We start from the raw sequence: 20,854 nt of genomic DNA, 5'->3' as shown, positions 1-20,854 counted from the left end.
CCGGGCGTCAGACCGGCGCCAGCGCCTTATTAAGGACCGCGCGGATCCGCTTCTCCGAGACCGAATAGGCGGTCCCGAGTTCGACGGCGAAGAGGCTCACGCGGAGCTCCTCGATCATCCAGCGGACCTGGGTTAACTCCGCTCCGGCCCGCCGGCCCGGGAGCAGCGCCGACACGGCGTCGTCGTAGTCGTCCTCCAGTGCCTGGACCGCGGCCATGTTCTGGGCGTCCCGCTGGACGTTGGTGGGGAGCTTCTGGAGTCGCTTCTCGATCGCGGCAAGGTAGCGCGGCAGCTGGCTGAGCTGGCTGTAGCCCGTGCGTGCCACAAAACCGGGGAACACCAGTTGCTCCAGCTGGCTCCTGATGTCGTTAAGGGCGCTGATCAGGGCAAGGCTTGTGGTGCCCTTGAGTGCCTTCTCGATCCGCCGGGTGCTGGCCAGGATGCGCTCCACGACGGCGGTGACGGTGAAGACCGTGTCGATCAGCTCGGCGCGGACCTTCTCGTAGAGCGCAGTGAAGGACGCATCGTCCCAGGGCAGTTCGGCCGGCGTGAGCTTGTCGATGGCGGCGAGGGCGCAGTCGGCAATCAGTGCCGTGACGGAACCGTGCGGGTTCTGGCTGAACGTGAGTTTCTCGGTGTTGTTCAGGTGTTCCAGGACGTAGCGGTCCGGCGGCGGCACCTTGAGGGCGAGCAGGCGGATGACGCCGCCGCGCATGGCCTGTTCCTGTTCGGACCGCGTCTGGAACAGCCGCAGGGCCACGGACTGGCCCTCATCCACGAGCGCGGGGTAGCCGGTGACGGTGTGGCCCTTCACCGTGCCCTGGACCTGGCGCTGCAATGTGCCGAAGGACCAGGAAGTCAGCCCCGCCTGCTCGGCGAAACCGGTTGCGGCCGCCGACACAGCGGAAGCCGCGGTCCCCGGTGCCGCGCCGGTGGCCTGGGCTGCCGCAGTGGCGGTCGCTGTGCCGCTGGACGCGCCGTTGGACCGGCCGATCGGGGCAGGGGCCGTCGTCGCGGGCGTGGCGCCCAGCGACTCGGCGATCGCCCGGCGGGTGGCCGGGGCCAGCCGTTCCTGCAGCACGGGAAGGTCCTTGCCCTCGTCCAGGATCTTCCCCTGCGAATCCACGACACGGAAACTGACCCGCAGGTGTGCCGGAACAGCGTCCCAGTTCCAGGACTTCGGCGGGACGACCTGGCCGCGGAGCCGGCGCAGGACGAGCTCCAGGGAGGCCTCCAGTTCGTCGGCGGCCGGATCGAAGTCCGCTTCGAGGGCCGCGACGGCCTGCCGGGCGACGTCCGGGGCCGGCACGAAGTTCTTGCGCACCTGCTTGGGCAGCGACTTGATCAGGGCCGTGACCAGCTCCACCCGCTGGCCGGGAATCAGCCAGCGGAACGCCGCGTCATCGAGCTGGTTCAGGAACAGCACCGGCACCTCGGCGGTGACGCCGTCGGACGGGTTGGGTGGCGAGCCGGGGGCCACCGGGTGGAACTCGTAGCTCAGCGGCAGCTCAAAGCCCTTGTGCAGCAGGGTCTTCGGGTAGGCCGAGGCGTCCAGGGCATCCGCATCCTCGCTGATCAGCAGCGCCTGGTCGAAGTCGAGCAGCGCGGGGTCCTGCTGCCGTGCTTCCTTCCACCACTTGTCGAAGTGCCGCTCGGACACGACGTCCTTGCCGATCCGGGCGTCGTAGAACTCGAAGAGCGTCTCGTCGTCCACCAGGATGTCCCGGCGCCGCATCCGCGCCTCGAGCTCCTCAACCTCGAGGAGGAGTGACCGGTTGCGGTGGAAGAACTTGTGGTGGGTCTGCCAGTCGCCCTCAACCAGGGCATGCCGGATGAACAGTTCCCGGCAGAGCTCCGGATCCACCTTGCCGTAGTTGATCCGGCGGCTCGGGATGATGGGCACGCCGTACAGCGTGACCTTCTCATGGGCCATCACCGAGCCCATCTTCTTGGACCAGTGCGGTTCGCTGTAGCTGCGCTTGACCAGGTCCGGCGCCACCTGCTCGACCCAGAGCGGATCGAATTTCGCGGCGACGCGGGCCCACAGCCGGCTCGTCTCCACGAGTTCCGCGGCCATAACGAACGTGGGGGACTTCTTGAACAGCGCCGAGCCCGGGAAGATCGCGAAGCGGCTGCCGCGGGCGCCGGCGTACTCGCGCTTGCGCTCATCGAGGATGCCCACGTGGCTCAGCAGGCCCGAGAGCAGGCTGATGTGGATGCCCTCATGGTTGCCCACCGGATCGGCCAGGCGCTTGTTGTCCAGGCTGATGCCGAGCGGCCGGGCCAGCTGGCGCAGCTGCGCGAACAGGTCCTGCCACTCGCGCACGCGCAGGTAGTTGATGAACTCGGCGCGGCAGAGCCGGCGGAAGGCCGTGGAGGAGAGCTCCTGCTGCTTCTCCTGAATGTAGTTCCAGAGGTTCAGGAAGCCGGTGAAGTCCGAGTTCTCGTCCCGGAAGCGCGCGTGCTTCTCAGCGGCGAGCTGCTGCTTGTCGGTAGGTCGCTCGCGCGGGTCCTGGATGGTCAGCGCGGCGGCGAGGATCATGACCTCGCGGACGCAGCCGCGCTTGCCGGACTCGACGATCATCCGGCCGAGCCTGGGGTCCACGGGAAGCTGGGCAAGCTGCTGCCCGACGGCGGTCAGCCCGCCGCCGTTTCCTCCGGCAGCACCGCCGGCAGCCGGCCGGCCGCCGGGGCGGCCGTCGCCGTCGCCCGCCTCAGCCTGAGGTCGCGCGGCGCTCAAGGCGCCCAGCTCGCGCAGGAGGGTGACGCCGTCATTGATGGCCCGGGAGTCCGGCGGCTCCACGAACGGGAAGTTCTCGACATCCTTGGGCCCGCGGGCGACGCCCATCGCGGTCATCTGGAGGATGACGGCGGCGAGGTTGGTGCGCAGGATTTCGGGGTCGGTGAACGGCGGCCGGGACTCGAAGTCCTCCTCCGAGTACAGCCGGATGGCGATGCCGTCGGAGACGCGGCCGCACCGGCCGGAGCGCTGGTTGGCGGACGCCTGCGAGACCCGCTCGATCGGCAGGCGCTGGACCTTCGTGCGGTGCGAATACCGTGAGATGCGGGCGGTACCGGTGTCAATGACGTATTTGATCCCGGGAACCGTCAGGGAGGTCTCGGCGACGTTGGTGGCCAGCACGATCCGGCGTCTGCTGCCGGGATGGAAGACCTTGTGCTGTTCCTGCAGGCTCAGCCGTGCGAAGAGCGGGAGCACCTCGGTGCCGGCCAGCTTCCGGTTGGACTGGATCCTGCCGTTGAGGGCCTCGGCAGCGTCGCGGATTTCGCGTTCGCCGGAGAAGAAGACCAGGATGTCGCCCGGCGCCTCCTGGGCGAGTTCGTCGACGGCGTCGCACACTGCGTCCAGCGGGTCGCGGTCCTCTTCCAGCTCGTCGTCGGAGGCCGCAGCTGCAGCGTCGTCGGCGCTGTCACCGGCGGCCCCGCCGGCCGGCTGGGACAGCGGGCGGTAGCGGATCTCCACCGGGTACGTGCGCCCGGAGACCTCGATGATGGGCGAGGGCTCCTCCTCGCTGCCGAAGTGCTTGGCGAAGCGCTGCGGATCGATGGTGGCCGAGGTGATGATGATCTTCAGGTCCGGCCGCTGCGGCAGGATCCGCTTGAGGTACCCGAGGATGAAGTCGATGTTGAGGCTGCGTTCGTGCGCCTCGTCGATGATGATGGCGTTGTACCTGCGCAGCAGCTTGTCGCGCCGGATCTCGGCCAGCAGGATGCCGTCGGTCATGAGCTTGACCTTGGTGTTGCGGCCCACCTCCCCGGTGAAGCGGACCTGGAAGCCGACTTCCTGGCCGATCTCGACGCCGAGTTCCTCCGCGATGCGCTCCGCGACCGTGCGGGCGGCCAGCCGGCGCGGCTGCGTGTGGCCGATCAGTCCGTTCTCGCCCAGGCCAAGCTCCAGGCACATCTTCGGAATCTGGGTCGTCTTACCGGAACCGGTCTCGCCGGCGATGATGGTCACCTGGTTGGCCGCAATGGCGGCCATCAGGTCCTCGCGGCGCTCGGAGACCGGCAGCTCGGCGGGGTAGGAGATATGCAGTGTCATGGCTGCACACAGTCTACTGGGAACTGTCTGCGCGGCGGTTCCGGGACAGAGAGGTGCCCGGTCCCTGTCGGGGCCGGGCAGCGGGTGGGGGCGGATGGTGGACGGGATGCGGTGTGATCTGGTCTCGGCCGGGGTTCAGAAGATCCGGAAGGTGTAGTTGGTGCTGGGCAGGTCCAGCGCGGTCCAGTAGTCTTCCGAGCGGACCGGCGGGTTGTGGCCGAGCCCGTCCTTGCGGAGTGCTGCGACGGTGGCGGCGAGGCCGACGACGATGAGGACAATGAAGGCGATTCCGATGAGTTCCATACCTCCATGGTTCTCCGGTCGGGAAGGCAAAAGAAGTGGCAGAAATGCCCAAAAAGCCATAATTTCTGCCACTGTTTCTGTCAGACTAGAGTCATGATCAAATCAGTGGCGATGATGGTGGTTCCCAACTTCTCGATCTTCGAGTTCGGGACCGCCTTTGAGGTCTTTGGGGTGGACCGGTCGGACCGGGGGACCGGCGTGCCGGCCTTCGACTTCCGGGTCTGCACCCCCGTCCCGGGCGAGGTCCCGATGGAGTCCGGCCTGTCCCTGCACGTGGGTCTTGGGCTCGACGCCGCAGCGGATGCCGACCTGGTCATCATGACCCCCTACGGCCGGGACGAGGACCTGCCGGACACCGTGCTTGACACTCTGCGGGCGGCGCACGCCCGCGGGGCCTGGGTCATGTCCATCTGTTCGGGAGCCTTCGCCCTGGCCCGGGCCGGTCTGCTGGACGGCCGCCGCTGCACGACGCACTGGCACTATTCCCGGGAGCTCGCCGGCCGCTACCCCGCTGCGCGGGTGGATGAAAACGTCCTGTACGTCGAGGACGGCCGGATCATCACGAGCGCGGGCACGGCCGCGGGCATCGACGCCTGCCTGCACCTGGTCCGGCGGGAGTTTGGCGCGAATGTGGCGGCGGCCATCGCCAGGGACATGGTGGTTCCGCCGCACCGCGACGGTGGCCAGGCCCAGTTCATCGACCGGCCGATCCCGGCCTGCGGCTCTGAGCCCATGGAGGAACTGCTGCAGTGGATGGTCCGGCATCTGGGGGAGGACCATTCGGTCAACGAGCTTGCCGCGCGCGTCCACATGTCGCCCCGGACCTTCGCCCGGCGCTTCCGCTCCGAGACGGGTGCGACCCCGGCGGCCTGGCTAAACTCACAGCGGGTGCTGCGGGCCCAGGAGCTGCTCGAGACCACGGACCTGAATATCGACGAAATCGCCCGCGAATCCGGCTTCGGCCACTCGGTGCTGTTGCGGCACCACTTCGCCAAGGTTCTGGACACCAGCCCGCAGTCGTACCGCCGCACCTTCCGCGGACACCTGGCTGCGGCAGTCTAGATACTCCCAGTAGCCGCGATGCTCCCACTAGCCGCGGCCAGGCGGGGGCGTCAGCGGGAGTCCCGGCGGCCCGTCCGACGACGGCGGCGGGGGCTCGGCCGCCGCTTTGGCCGTCTCGACGAGGTCCCGCCAGGGGCCGGTGACGGCCTGTTCGGGCAGTGTTGCGCGGTGCTGTCCGGCCCGGATGTTGTACTGGAACCGGTCCGGCTGGCCGGCGGCGGCACTCCGGCCCGACGTGGGGACGGCGTCCCACGGGCAGGCCTCAATGAGGGGCTGCCAGAGGTCCGTATCCTCCGGCGGTGTGGGCTGCACGGTCCACGTCCGCTTCATGCCGGCCATGCCGCCGCTGCGCTGGACAGTGATTTTCATTGGTCTCGGATCGTCGGGAAACGGCAACGTTTATGGGTCTCGGAGCGCCATGAGCTAGTTACCGTCTGGCTCCAGGGAACTTTACCTTCACAGTTTCCCACGCGGACCGCACGGCGTCATGCTCTGCGGAATCCGCCCCGAACAGCTCCCTGGCGGAGGCGGCAGTGGCCTTGGCGAATGCGCCGAATGTGGCGGTCGGGGCGAGCGTGCCGCCCGTCAGCGTCTCGTACCAGATCCGGCCCGGCGCGTCCCACGCGTTGCCGCCGAGGGCCGTGGCCACCAGGCAGAACGCCCGGTTGGGGATCCCGGAATTGATGTGCACCCCGCCGTTGTCAGCGCTTGTGTGCACATAACTGTCCATGGAGTCCGGCTGCGGGTCCTTGCCGAGCACGTCGTCGTCGTACGCCGTCCCCGGAGCCCTCAGGGAACGCAGAGCGGTCCCCTGGACCTGGTCCGTGAAGAGGCCCTCGCCGATCAGCCAACTGGCCTCCGCCGTCGACTGCCGGCGGACGTGCTGCTCCACGAGGGCCCCAAAGACATCGGACATCGATTCGTTCAGCGCGCCGGCCTGGTTGCGGTAGACCAGCCCCGCGGAGTACTGGGTGACGCCGTGGGCGAGTTCGTGGCCGATCACGCTCAAGGACTTCGTGAACCGCTGGAACACCTGGCCGTCGCCGTCGCCGAACACCATTTGCCGGCCGTCCCAGAAGGCGTTGTCGTACAGGCGGCCGTAGTGGACCGTGGCCTCAAGGTGGAGGCCGTTGCCGTCGATCGAGTTCCGGCCGAAGGCTTCGGCGTAGAGGCGGTGGGTGTGCCCCAGCCCGTCATAGGCCTCGTCGGCGGCGGGATCGCCGGTGGGCGGTTCCCCCTCTTTGCGGACCACGCTGCCGGGGAGTTGCTCGGCGAACTCCGCGTCGTAGACTGTCCGTTCCGGCGGGGCCGGCCGGGGTTCGCGCAGTCCCGGATGGCTGCCGGGGCCGGGCACGGCGCGTGACGCCTGGAAGCTCGGGACGTGGTGCAGGGCTTCCTTCGCCGCACGGGCGGCGCCGGAGAGCTCAGGTTCGCGTTGGGCCGCCAGGCGGCGGAGCATGTACGGAGGAATGATGGAACAGTGCATGTGAGACCCCTTAGTGCTTCGGCGGGATCCGGTGGTGGTGCGGCGGCCGGCACCCGGTCCAGCCACCCGGCCGCCGGAACCCCGCTGCCGATGCAGACAGCCTACGAGCGGGCACCGACAATTGGCAGGGTGGCGCGCCTGGTTCCCTATTCCGCCCCGGCCCCTTCAGCACCCGGCCTGCTCCGCGGTTCCGGCCCGGACGAGAATCACGCAGCGGGAAACACGGTATCCGGTGACGGTTGTGCCGCTGCGTGACGGATGGATCCCAGCCGGCTGCCGACCGGGGGCACATTGACACGGACACGCCGGCCATTGGTGCCGGTACGGTCCAGCCGGGGCCCAACATGCCCCCGGACGGAGTCCATCCCCGCCCGGCAGCCAGGGGACTGACCTCCGTACCTCCTACCTGGCCACCCGGGGAGCCCGCGGATCGAGGACGAACTGCTGCACCATGGTCCACGAATTCGTGGTGGTCCAATAGATCAGGACACCGATGGGGAAGATGATGCCTCCAATGCCGAAAACGATCGGCAGGGCGTAGAGCACCGCTTTTTGCTGCCGCAGAAACGGGCCCGCCATGGACTCCGTGGACGCAGTCCTGGCCATGATGTGCTTCTGGGTGATGAACTGCGCCGCCGTCATGGCCAGGATCATCACGACCGAGAGGACCCACACCGCGACCACGTTGCCGCCGGGAGGGGTGCCGTGCAGCACCGTGGCGGACAGCGGGGCACCGACGATGCTCGATTCGTCGAACTGAACCACCTGTTCGTGGCTCATGGCGCCGATACCCTTACCGCTGTTGGCCGCCGCCGTCATGCCGGTCAGCACGGTGAAGAGGGCCAAGAAGAACGGCACCTGGACCAGCAGCGGAAGGCACGCCGAGAACGGGTTGGTGCCGTGCTTCTTGTAAAGGGCCATCTGCTCCTGCACCATGGCCTGGCGGGAGAGCGGGTCCGTCATACCTTTGTATTTCTCCTCCAGCTTCTTCAGCTCCGGCTGCAGGAGCCGTATGCGGCGCTGGGCCCTGATCTGCCGCAGGGCTACCGGGACCAGAGCGGCGCGGATCACCAGCACCAGCCCGATGATGGACAGGGTCCACGTCCAGCCGCTGGCAGCGGGCATGCCGAGGGAGCTCAGACCGTCATGGAGTCCCGCCATGATGACGGACACCAGCCACTGAAACGGAAACAGCAGCGCTGCGCCGGCGTCCATCCGATGCCCCCTTCGTAGGGCCGCAGCGCGGCCTCTGACCTTGCACCCTGTCAGCCAACACGAAAGAACCCCCAGAATCCAGTGGATCCTAGGGGTTCTTGTGTGTGCCCTCGATTGGAATCGAACCAACGACCTTCTGCTCCGGAGGCAGACGCTCTATCCCCTGAGCTACGAGGGCAGTCAGGGTTCCTGCCGTTACCGGCGGGACGTCCTAGAGCTTAGCAGGAAGGTGGGCTCGAAGGGAAAATCGGGCGCTCAGTAGCCCGCAAACGAGTCCACATGGATCCGCCGCGCCCCGGCCCGGCGGGCGGCGGCCCGGAGGGAGCGGACACTCGCCGGCGAGCCCGAGACGTAGACAATGCGGCCCGTGATGTCGGGGACGAGGTCTTTCAGCGCGGCGCCGTCGATCCGGACGGCGCCCGCATCCTGCATGAACGCCGGCGGCGCGGAGCCGTCGGCAAGCCGGGCGATGACCCGGGCCCCGGTACGCTCAAGTTCGCCGGCGTAGGCGAGCTCGGCGGCAGTCCTGGCCAGGTACAGCAGGACCACATCCCGGCCGCCGGCGGAGCCCCCGGACAGCTGGGCCAGATACGGGGTGATGCCGATACCTGCCGCTATCAGCAGCACGGGCGCCTCCGGACTCCGCGGCAGGACGAAGTCGCCGCCCACGGTGGTGGCGGTCAGCTCGTCGCCGGGCTCCAGGGCGAGGAGCGACCGTTTCGCCGTGGACCGCGGTTCGGCCGTTCCGACACCGATGGTCAACTCCGGGGAGTCCGGGGCACTGGTCAGGCTGAACACCCGCCGCCGGCCTTTGTGGTCCGACTTCCCTTCCGGCAGGTTCAGCTCGATGTACTGCCCCGGAGTGAAGCGCAGCGGCCGCCCGGGCTGGAAGCGGAACTCCGTCGTCGTCGGGGTAAGCGGGCGGGAGCCCCGGAACCGGAGCTGGATGCGGCCGCGCTGGCCGGCGGCGAAGGCGAGGGCGTTCCCGACGAGCAGCGCCAGCTCGGGGGAGTTGGCCACGAAGCCCAGGTTGTAGGGGATGGCGAACAGCAGCCCGACGACGGCGGCGAGCGCCAGTTGCTGCCAGCGGCGCGGGGGCAGGGTGAGCGGCTCGGTCAGCATAAAGCCGGCGAAGAACAGCACCGGGCGCTGGGCTACGGACTGCCATAGCGCTTCGCCCGCTCCCATGCCGGCGCGCAGCAGTTCCACCGACACGATCGACACGGCCACCACGGTGAACACGGACGCCATCAGCAGCTTCCGGACCCGGTAGAGCACCAGCAGGACCCCCGGCAGCACCAGCCACAGCATCGCAGGGGTGGCGGCCCACCAGGTGGCGATATTGAGTCCGGTCAGCCCGGTGATGAACGCGCCGGTAGCCGCCGGATTGAAAATGTGGCGCCCGCGCCAGGCCAGGGCGTACTTGGACGCCGACGCGAGCACGCAGGCGAGGGCCACGCCGGCCAGGTCCAGGTACTGCAGTCCCGAAGGGAACTGCGTCGGCCAGAAGAGGAAGTAGAGCAGCAGGCCGGTGATCAGGGAAGACTCGGAGTGCGGCCGCACACCGAACATGGCAGCGAGGGCGCGGTTGGACGCGTAGCTCAGGCCGAGACAGAGCGCCAGGTGCGCGATCATCTCCGGGAGCCCGAACGTCAGCCAGCCGAGCACATCGAGCAGCAGGCTGTAGCCGGCGAGCACGGCCAGGACCCAAAGAACCAGCCGGTACATCGTGAACCTGCCCAGGGCAGTGTCCAGCCGCGAACTGATGGCCGTGGAGATGGTGGCGGTCATGTAAACAACACCCCTTCAAAATCGGCCGAATACTCCGCGTGGCCGTCCGAGTGGACGGTCAGCCAGGAACATTCGAATTCCTCCCGCAGGCGGGCCCCCTCGACGAAGAACAGTGCGGTCGCCAGCGCGTCGGCCACCATGGCGCTCGCCGCCATCGCCCAGCTGGCGACGACGGTGCGCACCGGCGCCCCGGTGGTGCCGTCGAGCACGTGGTGCAGCCCGTCGCCCCAGGCGCGCCGGTTGGCCGCGGAGGCGCAGAGCGCCCCGGCTCCGAGGCTGACGATGCCGATGGCCCGGGCCGGATCATAGGGATGCTCCAGGCCCACCTCCACCGGTACGGCTCCCGCGTTGACCAGGTCACCGCTCGCGTCGATGAAGTGCTCGCTGATGCCGCCGCCGCGCAGTTCGGCGGACAGCAGATCCGCCAGCTGGCCCTTTCCGGCTGCCCCGACGTCGATCACCACCGGGGCCCGGGTGGTCAGGACCGTGCCCTGCCAGTCGAGCACCCCGTCCCAGGCCGGGGCGGGCAGCGGAGGGCCCCCCGGGCGGAGGGAGTAGCCGGCGTCATAGCCGAGCTGTTCGAGGCTTCCGCCGATCAGCGGCGTCATGGCCCCGCCGCTGAGCCGGTACAGGGTTGCGTAGAGCGGCCCCAGCTCGGCGGCCCCGGCCGGCAGGGTGTAGCGCCCGGGCTGCCGCGCGGCGGCGGCAATTACGGAGTCCGGCCGGAAGCGGGACCACGCGGCGTCGTAGTCCGCCACCGCAGCCAGCAGTTGGCGGCGGAGCGCGCCGGAGAGCGGGGCGGGTGTTGAGATGTCCCAGCGGGTACCGATCCCGTCGAAACTGAAATCCGTCCAGCCCGGATGCGGCACGTTACCTCCTGCTGGCTGCTGGCTGGTTGTGACGTGCTGTTATGCCCGTGCCTCGGACTTGATCTTTTCCACGGCCTGGTTGAAGCCGCCGCTGGTCAGGGATGAACCGGCCACTTTGGAGACCTTGATCTCGTCCATGCTCTTCCCGACGATCTGGGACTGGATGCCGCCGGCGAATTCGCCCTGGAATTTCCTGGTGTTGGGGTTCGACGGATGCTGGGTGATCTGGACGTCGGACACGGTCCCGCCGGCCAGGGTCAGGGTCACCCCCACCGTCTCGGTGCCGTTCGGTGAGACGTAGTTGCCGTCCGCACTGTAGCTGCCGTCCTTATAGCTGGCGCCGCCCGCGGCGGCTGACGGTGCGGCGCTCGTTGCCGGGGTGCCGGTGGCCTGCCCCGGCGCGCAGCCTGCCGCGGAGCCGGCCAGGGACAGCCCTGCGATGCCAACGAAAACGCTTTTCCGGAAAGAGGTGTTCATGTGGCTGCTCATTTCTCTGGCGACGATCGAAAGGGGCAATGACGGAGAGCTGTGACCCGAGCGCTGTGACCCGCGAGCGGATACTCCCATGACAACGACCCGCGAGCGGATACTCCCATGACAACGTATGAATCAGCGTAGTGGTTCACCCGGTGGACCAGCATCAATTCCGCCACACTGCAGGCCACCGGTAGGCTGGAACCGTGACCCCAGAAGAACTCTCCCTCGCCATATCCGCCTGCCTGAAGGACGCCGTCGCCGCCGGTGAAATCACCCTCCCCGCATCCGATGTCCCGGATGAGGTGCGCGTCGAGCGACCGAAGAACCGGGACCACGGCGACTGGGCCACCAACATCGCCCTGCAGCTGGCCAAAACGGCGGGCACCAACCCGCGGGAGTTCGCCTCGGTCCTGAGTGCCCGGCTGAAGTCCATCGACGGGGTCTCCGCCGTCGACATCGCCGGTCCGGGATTCCTGAACATCACCGTCGACGCTGCCGCCGCCGGCGCCCTGGCGAAGGCCATCGTCGAGGCTGGGCCGGAGTACGGCACCAACACCGCGCTCGCGGGCCACACGGTCAACATGGAATTCGTCTCCGCCAACCCCACCGGGCCGCTGCACATCGGCCACACCCGCTGGGCGGCCCTGGGCGACGCGATTGCCCGCGTCCTCCGGGCCTCCGGCGCCGACGTCACAGCCGAGTACTACATCAATGACGCCGGGTCGCAGATGAACGTCTTCGCCCACTCGGTCCTGTCCCGGCTGCACGGCCGCGGGGTCCCGGAGGGCGGCTACCCCGGCAAGTACATCGCTGATCTTGGCCATGAGGTGCTGACCCAGCACCCGGGCATCCGTGAGCTGACCGACGTCGCCGCGCTGCCGGTGATCCGCGGTGCGGCCTACAAGGCCCAGCTGCACGACATCAAGCGCACCCTGGCTGAGTTCGGCGTCGCCTTCGATGTCTACTTCTCCGAACAGGAACTCCACGACGGCGGGGCGATCGAGGACGCCGTGGCGCGGCTCCGGGAACAGGGCCACGTCTACGACGACGGCGGCGCGGTCTGGCTGCGCACCACGGACTTCGGTGATGACAAGGACCGCGTGATGATCCGCGCGAACGGCGAGCCGACGTATTTCGCCGCCGACGCCGCCTACTACCTGTCCAAGAAGGACCGCGGCTACACCGAGAAGATCTACCTGCTCGGCGCGGATCACCACGGCTACATCAACCGGCTCAAGGCCATTGCTGCCGCCGCCGGTGACGACCCCGAGGTCAACATCGAGGTCCTGATCGGCCAGCTGGTCTCCGTCAACGGCGCCAAGCTCTCCAAGCGTGCCGGGAACATCATCGAGCTCAAGGACCTCATCTCCTGGCTGGGCAAGGACGCGGTCCGCTACTCGCTGGCCCGCTTCCCGGCCGATTCGCCGCTGACCCTGGACCCGGAACTGCTCAAGAAGCACAGCAACGAGAACCCGGTGTTCTACGTCCAGTACGCGCATGCCCGGTCCCGCGGGACGGCCCGCAACGCCGTTGCCGCCGGGGTGGACCGCAGCTGCTTCGAGGCATCGCTCCTCGAGCACGCTACCGAAAACGAGCTGCTCTCCTACCTCGGCAGCTACCCCTCGATCGTGGCCAAGGCCGCCGAACTGCGCGAGCCGCACCGCGTGGCCCGCCACCTCGAGGTCGTCGCCGGCGCGTATCACCGCTGGTACGACGCCTGCCGTGTGGCGCCACTGGGCGACGAACCGATCACCGATCTCAACCGCACCCGGCTGTGGCTCAACGACGCCACGAGCCAGGTGCTGGCCAACGGGCTGGAACTGCTGGGCGTCTCGGCGCCGGAACGGATGTAACCGCCATGAACACGAACCCGTCCACCACCGCCGGCGCGGGCTCCCCGCTGGCGCCCGAATGGCTGGCCGTCCCCGCTGACCTCAATGCCCTGCACGAGCCGCTGTGGGCAGCCGGGGTGGCCCGGAATGACGAGGGCGAACTCGCCATCGACGGCATCCCCGTCAGCGAGCTCCAGCGCCAGTTCGGCACACCCCTGTTTGTGATGAGCGAGAACGACTTCCGGGCCCGGGCCCGCGCTTTTTCTGATGCCTTCAACGACGCCTTCGCTGACATCTGCGGGGGAGTGGACGTCTACTACGCCGGCAAGTCCTTCCTGTGCACGGCAGTGGTCCGCTGGGTCGAGGAAGAGGGGCTGCGGCTGGACACAGCCTCCGGCGGGGAACTCGCCGTCGCCGCCCGCGCCGGGATCCCCGGCGCCGACGTCGCGCTGCACGGCAACAACAAGTCCGACGGCGAGATCCACCGCGCGCTGGACCTGAAACTGGGCCGGATCGTGGTGGACAGCCTCGCCGAACTCGATCGCGTCGCCAAAATCGCCGACGCCCGCGGCGAAATCGCGAAGGTCATGCTGCGGCTGACCCCGGGTGTGCACGCCCACACCCACGAATTCATCGCCACAGCCCACGAGGACCAGAAGTTCGGCCTGTCCATGGCCGGGGACTCCACCGAGCAGGCCGGGCTGTCCGCGGCCGAGGAAGCCGTGGCCGCGGCGTCGGGCTACCCCGGCATCGAACTGCTGGGCCTGCACTGCCACATCGGTTCGCAGATCTTCGAGCCGGACGGCTTCGCCCTCGCCGCGGAGAAGCTGCTGGACTTCCTGGCCGCGATGCAGAACAAGTACTCGATCGTGCTCCCCGAACTGGACCTCGGCGGCGGCTACGGCATCGCCTACACGCCGGTGGACACCCCGCGCCCGGCCGCCGAAATCGCCCAGGCGATGGCCGCCGTCGTCCGCTCCAAATGCGCCGAGCTGGGGATTTCCGCCCCGCGGATTTCGATCGAACCGGGCCGTGCGATCGTCGGCAGCACCACCTTCACGCTCTACGAAGTGGGCACGCTGAAGACCGTCCGGGTCGATGCACCGGCACCCGGCGAAGCCGGCAAACCTGAAGAACCCGGCGAAGCCAGCCAAGCCTGCGAAAACGTTACGTACCCGCGCCGGTATGTGTCGGTGGACGGCGGCATGAGCGATAACCCGCGCCCGGTGCTGTACGACGCGGATTACTCGGCAATTCTGGCCTCCCGGACCTCGGACGCGGCCCCGCAGCTTTCCCGCGTAGTGGGCAAACATTGCGAGAGCGGCGACATAGTTGTTAGAGATGTATATCTGCCCGAGGACGTGGCAGCCGGTGATCTGCTCGCTGTACCGGGTACCGGCGCCTACTGCTGGGCCCTGTCAAGCAACTACAACTATCTGGCCCGGCCGGGCGTTGTCGCTGTGCGCGACGGATCTGCCCGGCTCATTGTCCGCGGGGAAACCGAAGAAGATCTGCTCAACCGCGACATGGGAGTCTGAATGACCGAATTGCGAACCCTGAAAGTAGCCCTGCTGGGCTGTGGCAACGTCGGGGCCCAGGTCGCGCGGATTCTCCTTGACGACGCCGACATGCTCGCCTCACGCGCCGGCGCCCGCCTGGAGCTGGCCGGCATCGCCGTGCGCAACCTCGAGGCCGCCCGCGAGGTCGAGCTGCCCCGCGGGCTGTTCACCACCGACGCGGAGAGCCTCGTCAAGGACGCCGATCTGGTGATCGAGCTGATGGGCGGAATCGAACCCGCCCGGACCCTGATCCTGACCGCCATGCGCAACGGCGCCTGCGTGGTCACCGGCAACAAGGCGCTCGTTGCCAAAGACGGCCCCACCCTCCACGAGGAAGCGGACAAGGCCGGTGTACAGCTGTCCTACGAGGCGGCCGTTGCCGGCGCGATCCCGATCCTGCGGCCCATCCGGGACAGCCTCTCCGGCGACCGGATCACCCGGGTGCTCGGCATCGTCAACGGCACCACCAACTTCATCCTGGACCAGATGGATTCCACCGGGGCGCAGTTCGCCGACGCCCTGGCCCAGGCCCAGCGGCTGGGCTACGCGGAAGCGGACCCCACCGCCGACGTCGAGGGCTACGACGCCGCCTCCAAGGCCGCCATCCTTGCCTCGCTGTCCTTCCACACCCGTTTCTCGCTGGATGACGTGTACTGCGAGGGCATCAGCTCCGTCACGTCCGCCGACATCGCCGCGGCGAAGGACGCAGGCTTCGTCATCAAGCTGCTGGCGATCGCCGAGAAGCTGGGGGCCACAGGCAGGGAAACAGGCACGGAAACAGGCAGGGAAACAGGCACGGAAACAGGCACAAAAACAGGCACGGAAACAGCCGACGGGAACACGGGCGTGTCCGTCCGCGTGCACCCGACCCTGCTGCCGCGCGAACACCCGCTGGCGGCGGTGCGCGGAGCGTTCAACGCCGTCTTCATCGAGGCCGAAAACGCCGGCGAGCTGATGTTCTACGGCCAGGGCGCCGGCGGCAAGCCGACCGCCTCTGCCGTGATGGGGGACCTCGTCTCCGCTGCCCGCAGCATCGTCCTGGGCGGTCCCGGCCGCGCCGAGACCACAACGGGCAAGGTGTCTGCCCTTCCCATCGCCGCCGCGGTCACCAGCTACTACATCGGACTCGACGTAGCGGACCAGCCCGGTGTGCTGGCCAAGATCGCCCGGCTCTTTGCCGAGCACGGCGTTTCCATTGAAATCATGCGGCAGACCATCCACCGCGATGCTGATTCGAATGTCGAGTCAGCGGAGCTCCGGATCGTGACCCACCGTGCAAGTGAGGCTGCACTGGCAGCCACCGTCGAGGCCGTCAAGGGCCTGGACGTCATCAATTCAGTTACATCCGTACTGCGGGTAGAAGGAGTCTAAGTGGCTCACCAATGGCGCGGCGTTATCCGCGAATACGCCGAACGACTGCCGGTCACCGAGGCGACCAAGGTCATCACCCTGGGGGAGGGAGGCACCCCGCTGGTGTACGCGCAGCAGCTTTCCGCCCTTACCGGCAGCGAGGTCTACCTCAAGGTTGAGGGGATGAACCCGACCGGCTCCTTCAAGGACCGCGGCATGACCATGGCCATGACCGCGGCGGTCGCCGCCGGTGCCAAAGCCGTCGTGTGCGCCTCCACCGGCAACACCTCCGCCTCGGCGGCCGCGTATGCCACCGCGGCCGGGCTCAAATGCGTCGTGCTGGTGCCTGAGGGCAAGATCTCGATGGGAAAGCTGAGCCAGGCGATCGCGCACGGCGCAACCCTGCTGCAGGTCGACGGCAACTTCGACGACTGCCTCGACATTGCCCGCAAGCTGGGGGAGTCCTACCCGGTGTTCCTGGTCAACTCGGTCAACCCGGCCCGGATCGAGGGCCAGAAGACCGGCGCTTTCGAGGTGGTCGACTGGCTCGGTGACGCCCCGGACCTCCACGTGCTCCCGGTGGGCAACGCCGGAAACATCACCGCGTACTGGAAGGGCTACAAGGAATACTGCGCACCGTTTGAGTCTGTCACCGCCGGAACGCTGGCCGCAGTCTCCACCAGGACCCCTGTCATGTGGGGCTTCCAGGCCGCCGGCGCCGCACCGTTCGTCGCCGGCCACCCGATCACGGAACCCGACACGATCGCGACCGCCATCCGGATCGGCAACCCCGCCTCGTGGGATTCCGCGATCGCCGCGCGCGACGAGTCCGGCGGCGTGATCGAAGCGGTGACGGATGAGGAAATCCTGTCCGCCCACCGCTGGCTGTCCGCCCGTGAAGGCGTCTTCGTCGAGCCGGGCTCCGCTGCCGGCGTCGCTGGCCTGATCAAGAAGCATGCCGCCGGCGAAGTGCCGGCCGGCAAGACGATCGTCATTACGGTCACCGGCCATGGCCTCAAGGACCCGCAGTGGGCGCTCCGCACCGAGGACGGCAGTGAAGTGGAGCCCGTCAAGGTCTCGAACGACGTGGTCACCGTGGCCACGGCCCTGGGACTGGAAGAAAAGTAACCGTGGAAACCACCCTCACCATCCCGGCCGAATCCGCCGCCGACACGCCGGCGGTTCCGGCCGGGCAGCTCGTGACGGTCCGCGTGCCGGCCACGAGCGCTAACCTCGGCCCCGGGTATGACAGTCTCGGCCTGGCGCTGACGCTGTTCGACACGCTGACGGTGGAAACCCTGGACAGCGGCGAGCTGGAATTCGAGCTCAGCGGTGAAGGGGCGGAATCCCTGCCCCGCGATGCCAGCCACCTGGTGGTCAGGGCCATCACGGAGGCCCTGCACCGCCTGGGCTTCCGGCACGCCGGCCTGCGTATCACGGCAGACAACATCAATCCGCACGGCCGCGGCCTGGGCTCCTCGGCCTGTGCCGTCGTCGCCGCGGTGACCGCAGCCAATGCCTTGGTCCCGGAGGCATCGCGCCGGGACAAGGACTGGATCCTGCAGCTCACCAGTGAGATGGAAGGGCACCCTGACAACGTGGCACCGGCGATTTTCGGCGGGCTGGCGCTGTCGTGGCAGGACAGTGACCAGTACAGCAGCACCTGCGCGGCGGTCGCCTCCGCGGTCATTCCGGTGGTTGCCGTTCCGGACTTCGAACTCTCCACGGACGCCGCACGGGCGCTGCTGCCTGCCTCGGTGGGCCACCACGCCGCGGCCATGAACTCCGGACGTGCGGCTCTGCTGATCCACGCCCTGACGCAAAAGCCGGAATTCCTGCTGGCCGGCACCGAGGACTACCTGCACCAGAGCTACCGCGCCGCGGCCATGCGCCCCAGCGCGGACCTGATCGCAGCCCTGCGGCGGGCGGGCTTTGCCGCCGTCGTCTCCGGCGCCGGACCCACCGTACTGGTCCTCGCCAACGGACAGGCCCAGGCCGATGCCGCCGTCGGGTTCATCGGCACGTTCGCGTCCGGCAACACGCCGGACGTGGGCTGGCGTGTGATGAAGCTGGCTGTGGACGTCGAAGGTGCTAAAGTGGAAGTGCACCGGCGGTAATCACGCAGGCAGTAATTCAGTTACTGTTCAAAAGACCGCGATGTTGGCGTAGTTGCCTGTCTCATCTTCACTGCGCAATATTTTCCGGTGCCACCTGCTTTTGGTCTGACGCAGGAATCCGCAGAACAATCTCTGCACCCCTGAAAACGTCAGCCCGCCGTTCCTTATCTTCCGGAATGCGGCCGGTGTTGCTATATCCGGCCGTGCTGGCCAATATCTATCCGGCAAGGCCGAAATCCCGGCTGCAGATCTGAACTGCAGCCCAGATCAAATCATCGCGTCCAGCTCCTGGCCTGGACGCCGTCGAGGGGGAAGGATCCTTCGTGACCGAAACCACTGAGCTGTCTTCAGCTGTGGAAACATCATCTTCTGCTGCCGGATCGTCTCCGGCAGCACCCGCCAAGAGCAGCGGCCTCGCCGGCCTCAAGCTCGCCCAGCTCCAGGCTCTTGCCAGCCAGCTGGGGATTTCCGGCGGTTCGCGGATGCGGAAGGGCGACCTCGTGTCTGCCATTTCCGCCCACCGCGCCGGTACTCCGGTGAGCAAGGCTCCGGCCCGCGCTGCTGAAAAGGCGACCGACAACGGTACCGTCGCCCAGGCCTCAGCGCCCGCCGCCGACTCTGAGGCCCCGGCCCAGGAGAACCCGCGTGCCCGCGGACGTGGCCGCAGCCGCCGCGCCGGCAGCGACGGCGTCATCACGACTCCCGCCGCCGAGGCCCCCGCAGCCGCTCCGGCCGCGGACGCCCCCGGGGCTTCCGCCGAGGCAGGCTCTGCCGAGAACGGCTCCGCCGCTGCCTCGACGGAAGGCAGTGACCGCACCCGCCAGCCGCGCACCCGCAACCGCCGCCGCGGCGATGCCGCCGAGCAGTCCGCGGGACAGGGCGCAGGGCAGAACACAGCGCAGTCCGCAGCCCCGGCCGCAACCGTTGTCGAGGCTCCGGCCGAGCAGCGTTCGGACCAGCGCAGCGAGCAGCGTTCGGACCAGCGCAGCGAGCAGCGTTCGGACCAGCGCAGCGAACAGCGCACCGAACAGCGCACCGAACAGCGCCAGGCGGAGCAGGGCAGCGAAGACGGCCAGCGCCGTGAGGGCGCCCGCACCCGCGGCGGCCGCGACGAGGCTGCCGGCACCCGCGACAACAGTGCCAACCGCGACAACAGTGCCAACCGCGACAACAACCGCGACGGCGACGACAGCGACGGCGGCAGCCGCCGGAACCGCCGGAACCGGCGTGACCGCAATGACCGTCCCGAGCGCTCGGGCGGGCAGGACAGCCGCGACAACACCTCACGCAACGACCGCTTCCGCGACCGGAACGACCGCCGTCGGGGACGCGTGCAGGGACCGGACGTCGACGACGTCGAGGTCACCGAGGACGACGTCCTGCTGCCCGTCGCCGGCATCCTGGACGTGCTGGAGAACTACGCGTTCATCCGCACCTCCGGCTACCTGCCGGGCCCGAACGATGTCTACGTGTCCCTCGCCCAGGTCAAGAAGTACAACCTGCGCAAGGGCGACGCCGTCGTCGGGGCCATCCGCGCACCGCGTGAAGGCGAGGCCCCGCAGGGGGGCCAGCAGCAGACCGCGCGCCAGAAGTTCAACGCACTGGTCCGCGTCACCTCGGTCAACGGCAAGACCCCCGAGGAACTCAAGGACCGCGTCGAATTCGCGAAGCTCGTCCCGCTGTACCCCTCCGAGCGCCTGCGCCTTGAGACGGACCCGAAGAAGATCGGCCCCCGCGTCATCGACCTGGTTGCCCCGATCGGCAAGGGCCAGCGCGGCCTGATCGTTTCGCCGCCGAAGGCCGGCAAGACGCTCATCCTCCAGTCCATCGCCAACGCCATCACCACCAACAATCCTGAGGTCCACCTCATGATGGTGCTCGTGGACGAACGCCCCGAAGAAGTCACGGACATGCAGCGCACCGTCAAGGGCGAGGTCATTGCCTCCACCTTCGACCGTCCCGCCGACGACCACACCACCGTGGCCGAGCTCTCCATCGAACGTGCCAAGCGCCTCGTGGAAATGGGCATGGACGTTGTGGTTCTCCTCGACTCGATGACCAGGCTGGGCCGTGCCTACAACCTGGCGGCGCCGGCCTCCGGCCGTATCCTCTCCGGTGGCGTCGACTCTGCAGCGCTGTACCCGCCGAAGCGCTTCTTCGGTGCAGCCCGCAACATCGAAAACGGTGGCTCGCTGACCATCCTGGCTACCGCGCTCGTCGAGACCGGCTCCAAGATGGACGAGGTCATCTTCGAAGAGTTCAAGGGCACCGGCAACATGGAACTGCGCCTGTCCCGCCAGCTCGCGGACAAGCGCATCTTCCCGGCCGTGGACGTCAATGCGTCCGGCACCCGCCGTGAGGAAAACCTGCTGTCCCCCGAGGAAGTCAAGATCATGTGGAAGCTGCGCCGTGTCCTTTCCGGACTCGAAACGCAGCAGAGCCTTGAGCTGCTGACCAACAAGATCCGGGAGACCCAGAGCAACGTCGAGTTCCTCATGCAGGTGCAGAAGACGACGCTCGGTGCGAAGTCCGATAACGACAAGTAGCGACGCGTAACCGCTCGGAAATTGGCGGCCCTTCCCGGGCCGCCAATTACCCGGGCGGTTGTTGCGTTAACCGGTTCCTCCGCTTCAGGAAGCAACGCGGGGTCACCTAGAGCCCATCAGGGACCACAGGACGGGCCGTAAGTGACCCCGCGTTGCAGTAACTAGACTTGTAAGAGTCGAAAGAGGT

General features: G+C 68.1%; 15 protein-coding genes and 1 tRNA gene. 7 read left to right on the top strand and 9 right to left on the bottom strand.

The window, feature by feature from the left end; genetic code table 11:
- Positions 1-7 precede the first annotated feature (7 nt).
- Both hrpA and ACZYZ3_RS11070 read right to left on the bottom strand, forming a co-directional pair.
- Positions 8-4,060, bottom strand: coding sequence for an ATP-dependent RNA helicase HrpA (gene hrpA / locus ACZYZ3_RS11075; RefSeq protein ID WP_463963875.1), 4,053 nt, complete (start codon positions 4,058-4,060; stop codon positions 8-10).
- A 135-nt stretch (positions 4,061-4,195) separates the two neighbouring features.
- Positions 4,196-4,363, bottom strand: coding sequence for a hypothetical protein (locus tag ACZYZ3_RS11070; protein ID WP_463963874.1), 168 nt, complete (start codon positions 4,361-4,363; stop codon positions 4,196-4,198).
- A 93-nt stretch (positions 4,364-4,456) separates the two neighbouring features.
- Here ACZYZ3_RS11070 and ACZYZ3_RS11065 point away from each other — a divergent pair, with 93 nt between their 5' ends.
- Positions 4,457-5,425 carry a GlxA family transcriptional regulator gene (locus ACZYZ3_RS11065; protein ID WP_463963873.1) on the top strand — a complete coding sequence of 323 codons (969 nt, stop codon included), beginning with the start codon at positions 4,457-4,459 and terminating at the stop codon, positions 5,423-5,425.
- Between the two features lie 27 nt (positions 5,426-5,452).
- Here ACZYZ3_RS11065 and ACZYZ3_RS11060 read toward each other — a convergent pair whose 3' ends face one another.
- The 7 genes from ACZYZ3_RS11060 to ACZYZ3_RS11030 form a co-directional block, all read right to left on the bottom strand.
- Positions 5,453-5,794 carry a protealysin inhibitor emfourin gene (locus ACZYZ3_RS11060; RefSeq protein WP_463963872.1) on the bottom strand — a complete coding sequence of 114 codons (342 nt, stop codon included), beginning with the start codon at positions 5,792-5,794 and terminating at the stop codon, positions 5,453-5,455.
- Positions 5,795-5,852: 58 nt separating this feature from the next.
- Positions 5,853-6,911 (bottom strand): M4 family metallopeptidase, encoded by a 1,059-nt coding sequence (locus ACZYZ3_RS11055; RefSeq protein WP_463963871.1) that lies wholly within the window; start codon positions 6,909-6,911, stop codon positions 5,853-5,855.
- 402 nt (positions 6,912-7,313) lie between these two features.
- Entirely contained in the window at positions 7,314-8,126 is an 813-nt protein-coding gene (gene yidC, locus ACZYZ3_RS11050) for a membrane protein insertase YidC (RefSeq protein ID WP_463963870.1), read from the bottom strand.
- A 105-nt stretch (positions 8,127-8,231) separates the two neighbouring features.
- Positions 8,232-8,304 (bottom strand) — tRNA-Arg (locus tag ACZYZ3_RS11045).
- A gap of 77 nt (positions 8,305-8,381) precedes the next feature.
- On the bottom strand, positions 8,382-9,917 hold the full coding sequence (locus ACZYZ3_RS11040) for an FAD-dependent oxidoreductase (RefSeq protein WP_463963869.1): 1,536 nt from the start codon (positions 9,915-9,917) through the stop codon (positions 8,382-8,384).
- Complete coding sequence (locus tag ACZYZ3_RS11035; protein WP_463963868.1) at positions 9,914-10,786, bottom strand: FAD:protein FMN transferase; 873 nt, start codon at positions 10,784-10,786, stop codon at positions 9,914-9,916. Before ACZYZ3_RS11035 ends, ACZYZ3_RS11040 begins: the two co-directional genes overlap by 4 nt.
- A 39-nt stretch (positions 10,787-10,825) precedes the next feature.
- Positions 10,826-11,263, bottom strand: coding sequence for an FMN-binding protein (locus ACZYZ3_RS11030; RefSeq protein WP_463963867.1), 438 nt, complete (start codon positions 11,261-11,263; stop codon positions 10,826-10,828).
- A gap of 203 nt (positions 11,264-11,466) precedes the next feature.
- Here ACZYZ3_RS11030 and argS point away from each other — a divergent pair, with 203 nt between their 5' ends.
- The 6 genes from argS to rho all read left to right on the top strand — a co-directional run bounded on the left by argS (position 11,467) and on the right by rho (position 20,667).
- Complete coding sequence (gene argS, locus ACZYZ3_RS11025) at positions 11,467-13,116, top strand: arginine--tRNA ligase (protein WP_463963866.1); 1,650 nt, start codon at positions 11,467-11,469, stop codon at positions 13,114-13,116.
- A 5-nt stretch (positions 13,117-13,121) separates the two neighbouring features.
- A complete protein-coding gene (locus ACZYZ3_RS11020) occupies positions 13,122-14,633 on the top strand; it encodes a diaminopimelate decarboxylase family protein (RefSeq protein ID WP_463963865.1) in 1,512 nt (503 codons plus the stop codon).
- Positions 14,634-16,025: a homoserine dehydrogenase gene (locus ACZYZ3_RS11015; protein WP_463963864.1), complete on the top strand. Its 1,392-nt coding sequence runs from the start codon at positions 14,634-14,636 to the stop codon at positions 16,023-16,025.
- Positions 16,026-17,132, top strand: coding sequence for a threonine synthase (gene thrC / locus ACZYZ3_RS11010; protein ID WP_463963863.1), 1,107 nt, complete (start codon positions 16,026-16,028; stop codon positions 17,130-17,132).
- A gap of 2 nt (positions 17,133-17,134) precedes the next feature.
- Positions 17,135-18,121 carry a homoserine kinase gene (gene thrB, locus ACZYZ3_RS11005; RefSeq protein WP_463963862.1) on the top strand — a complete coding sequence of 329 codons (987 nt, stop codon included), beginning with the start codon at positions 17,135-17,137 and terminating at the stop codon, positions 18,119-18,121.
- Positions 18,122-18,444: 323 nt separating this feature from the next.
- The gene (gene rho / locus ACZYZ3_RS11000; RefSeq protein WP_463963861.1) at positions 18,445-20,667 is read left to right on the top strand and encodes a transcription termination factor Rho; all 2,223 of its coding nucleotides are present in this window, start codon (positions 18,445-18,447) and stop codon (positions 20,665-20,667) included.
- Positions 20,668-20,854: the final 187 nt, after the last annotated feature.

Source organism: Pseudarthrobacter linnaei (assembly GCF_055412825.1).
This window is presented reverse-complemented; position numbering and strand designations above follow the sequence as displayed.

What these genes read in the sequence shown, in the direction of transcription:
- ACZYZ3_RS11040 (WP_463963869.1), bottom strand. Translation starts at nt 9,917, where the DNA reads ATGACCGCCACCATCTCCACGGCCATCAGTTCGCGGCTGGACACTGCC.
- hrpA (WP_463963875.1), bottom strand. Translation starts at nt 4,060, where the DNA reads ATGACACTGCATATCTCCTACCCCGCCGAGCTGCCGGTCTCCGAGCGC.
- ACZYZ3_RS11065 (WP_463963873.1), top strand. Translation starts at nt 4,457, where the DNA reads ATGATCAAATCAGTGGCGATGATGGTGGTTCCCAACTTCTCGATCTTC.
- ACZYZ3_RS11030 (WP_463963867.1), bottom strand. Translation starts at nt 11,263, where the DNA reads ATGAACACCTCTTTCCGGAAAAGCGTTTTCGTTGGCATCGCAGGGCTG.
- ACZYZ3_RS11015 (WP_463963864.1), top strand. Translation starts at nt 14,634, where the DNA reads ATGACCGAATTGCGAACCCTGAAAGTAGCCCTGCTGGGCTGTGGCAAC.
- yidC (WP_463963870.1), bottom strand. Translation starts at nt 8,126, where the DNA reads ATGGACGCCGGCGCAGCGCTGCTGTTTCCGTTTCAGTGGCTGGTGTCC.
- ACZYZ3_RS11055 (WP_463963871.1), bottom strand. Translation starts at nt 6,911, where the DNA reads ATGCACTGTTCCATCATTCCTCCGTACATGCTCCGCCGCCTGGCGGCC.
- ACZYZ3_RS11070 (WP_463963874.1), bottom strand. Translation starts at nt 4,363, where the DNA reads ATGGAACTCATCGGAATCGCCTTCATTGTCCTCATCGTCGTCGGCCTC.
- ACZYZ3_RS11060 (WP_463963872.1), bottom strand. Translation starts at nt 5,794, where the DNA reads ATGAAAATCACTGTCCAGCGCAGCGGCGGCATGGCCGGCATGAAGCGG.
- ACZYZ3_RS11020 (WP_463963865.1), top strand. Translation starts at nt 13,122, where the DNA reads ATGAACACGAACCCGTCCACCACCGCCGGCGCGGGCTCCCCGCTGGCG.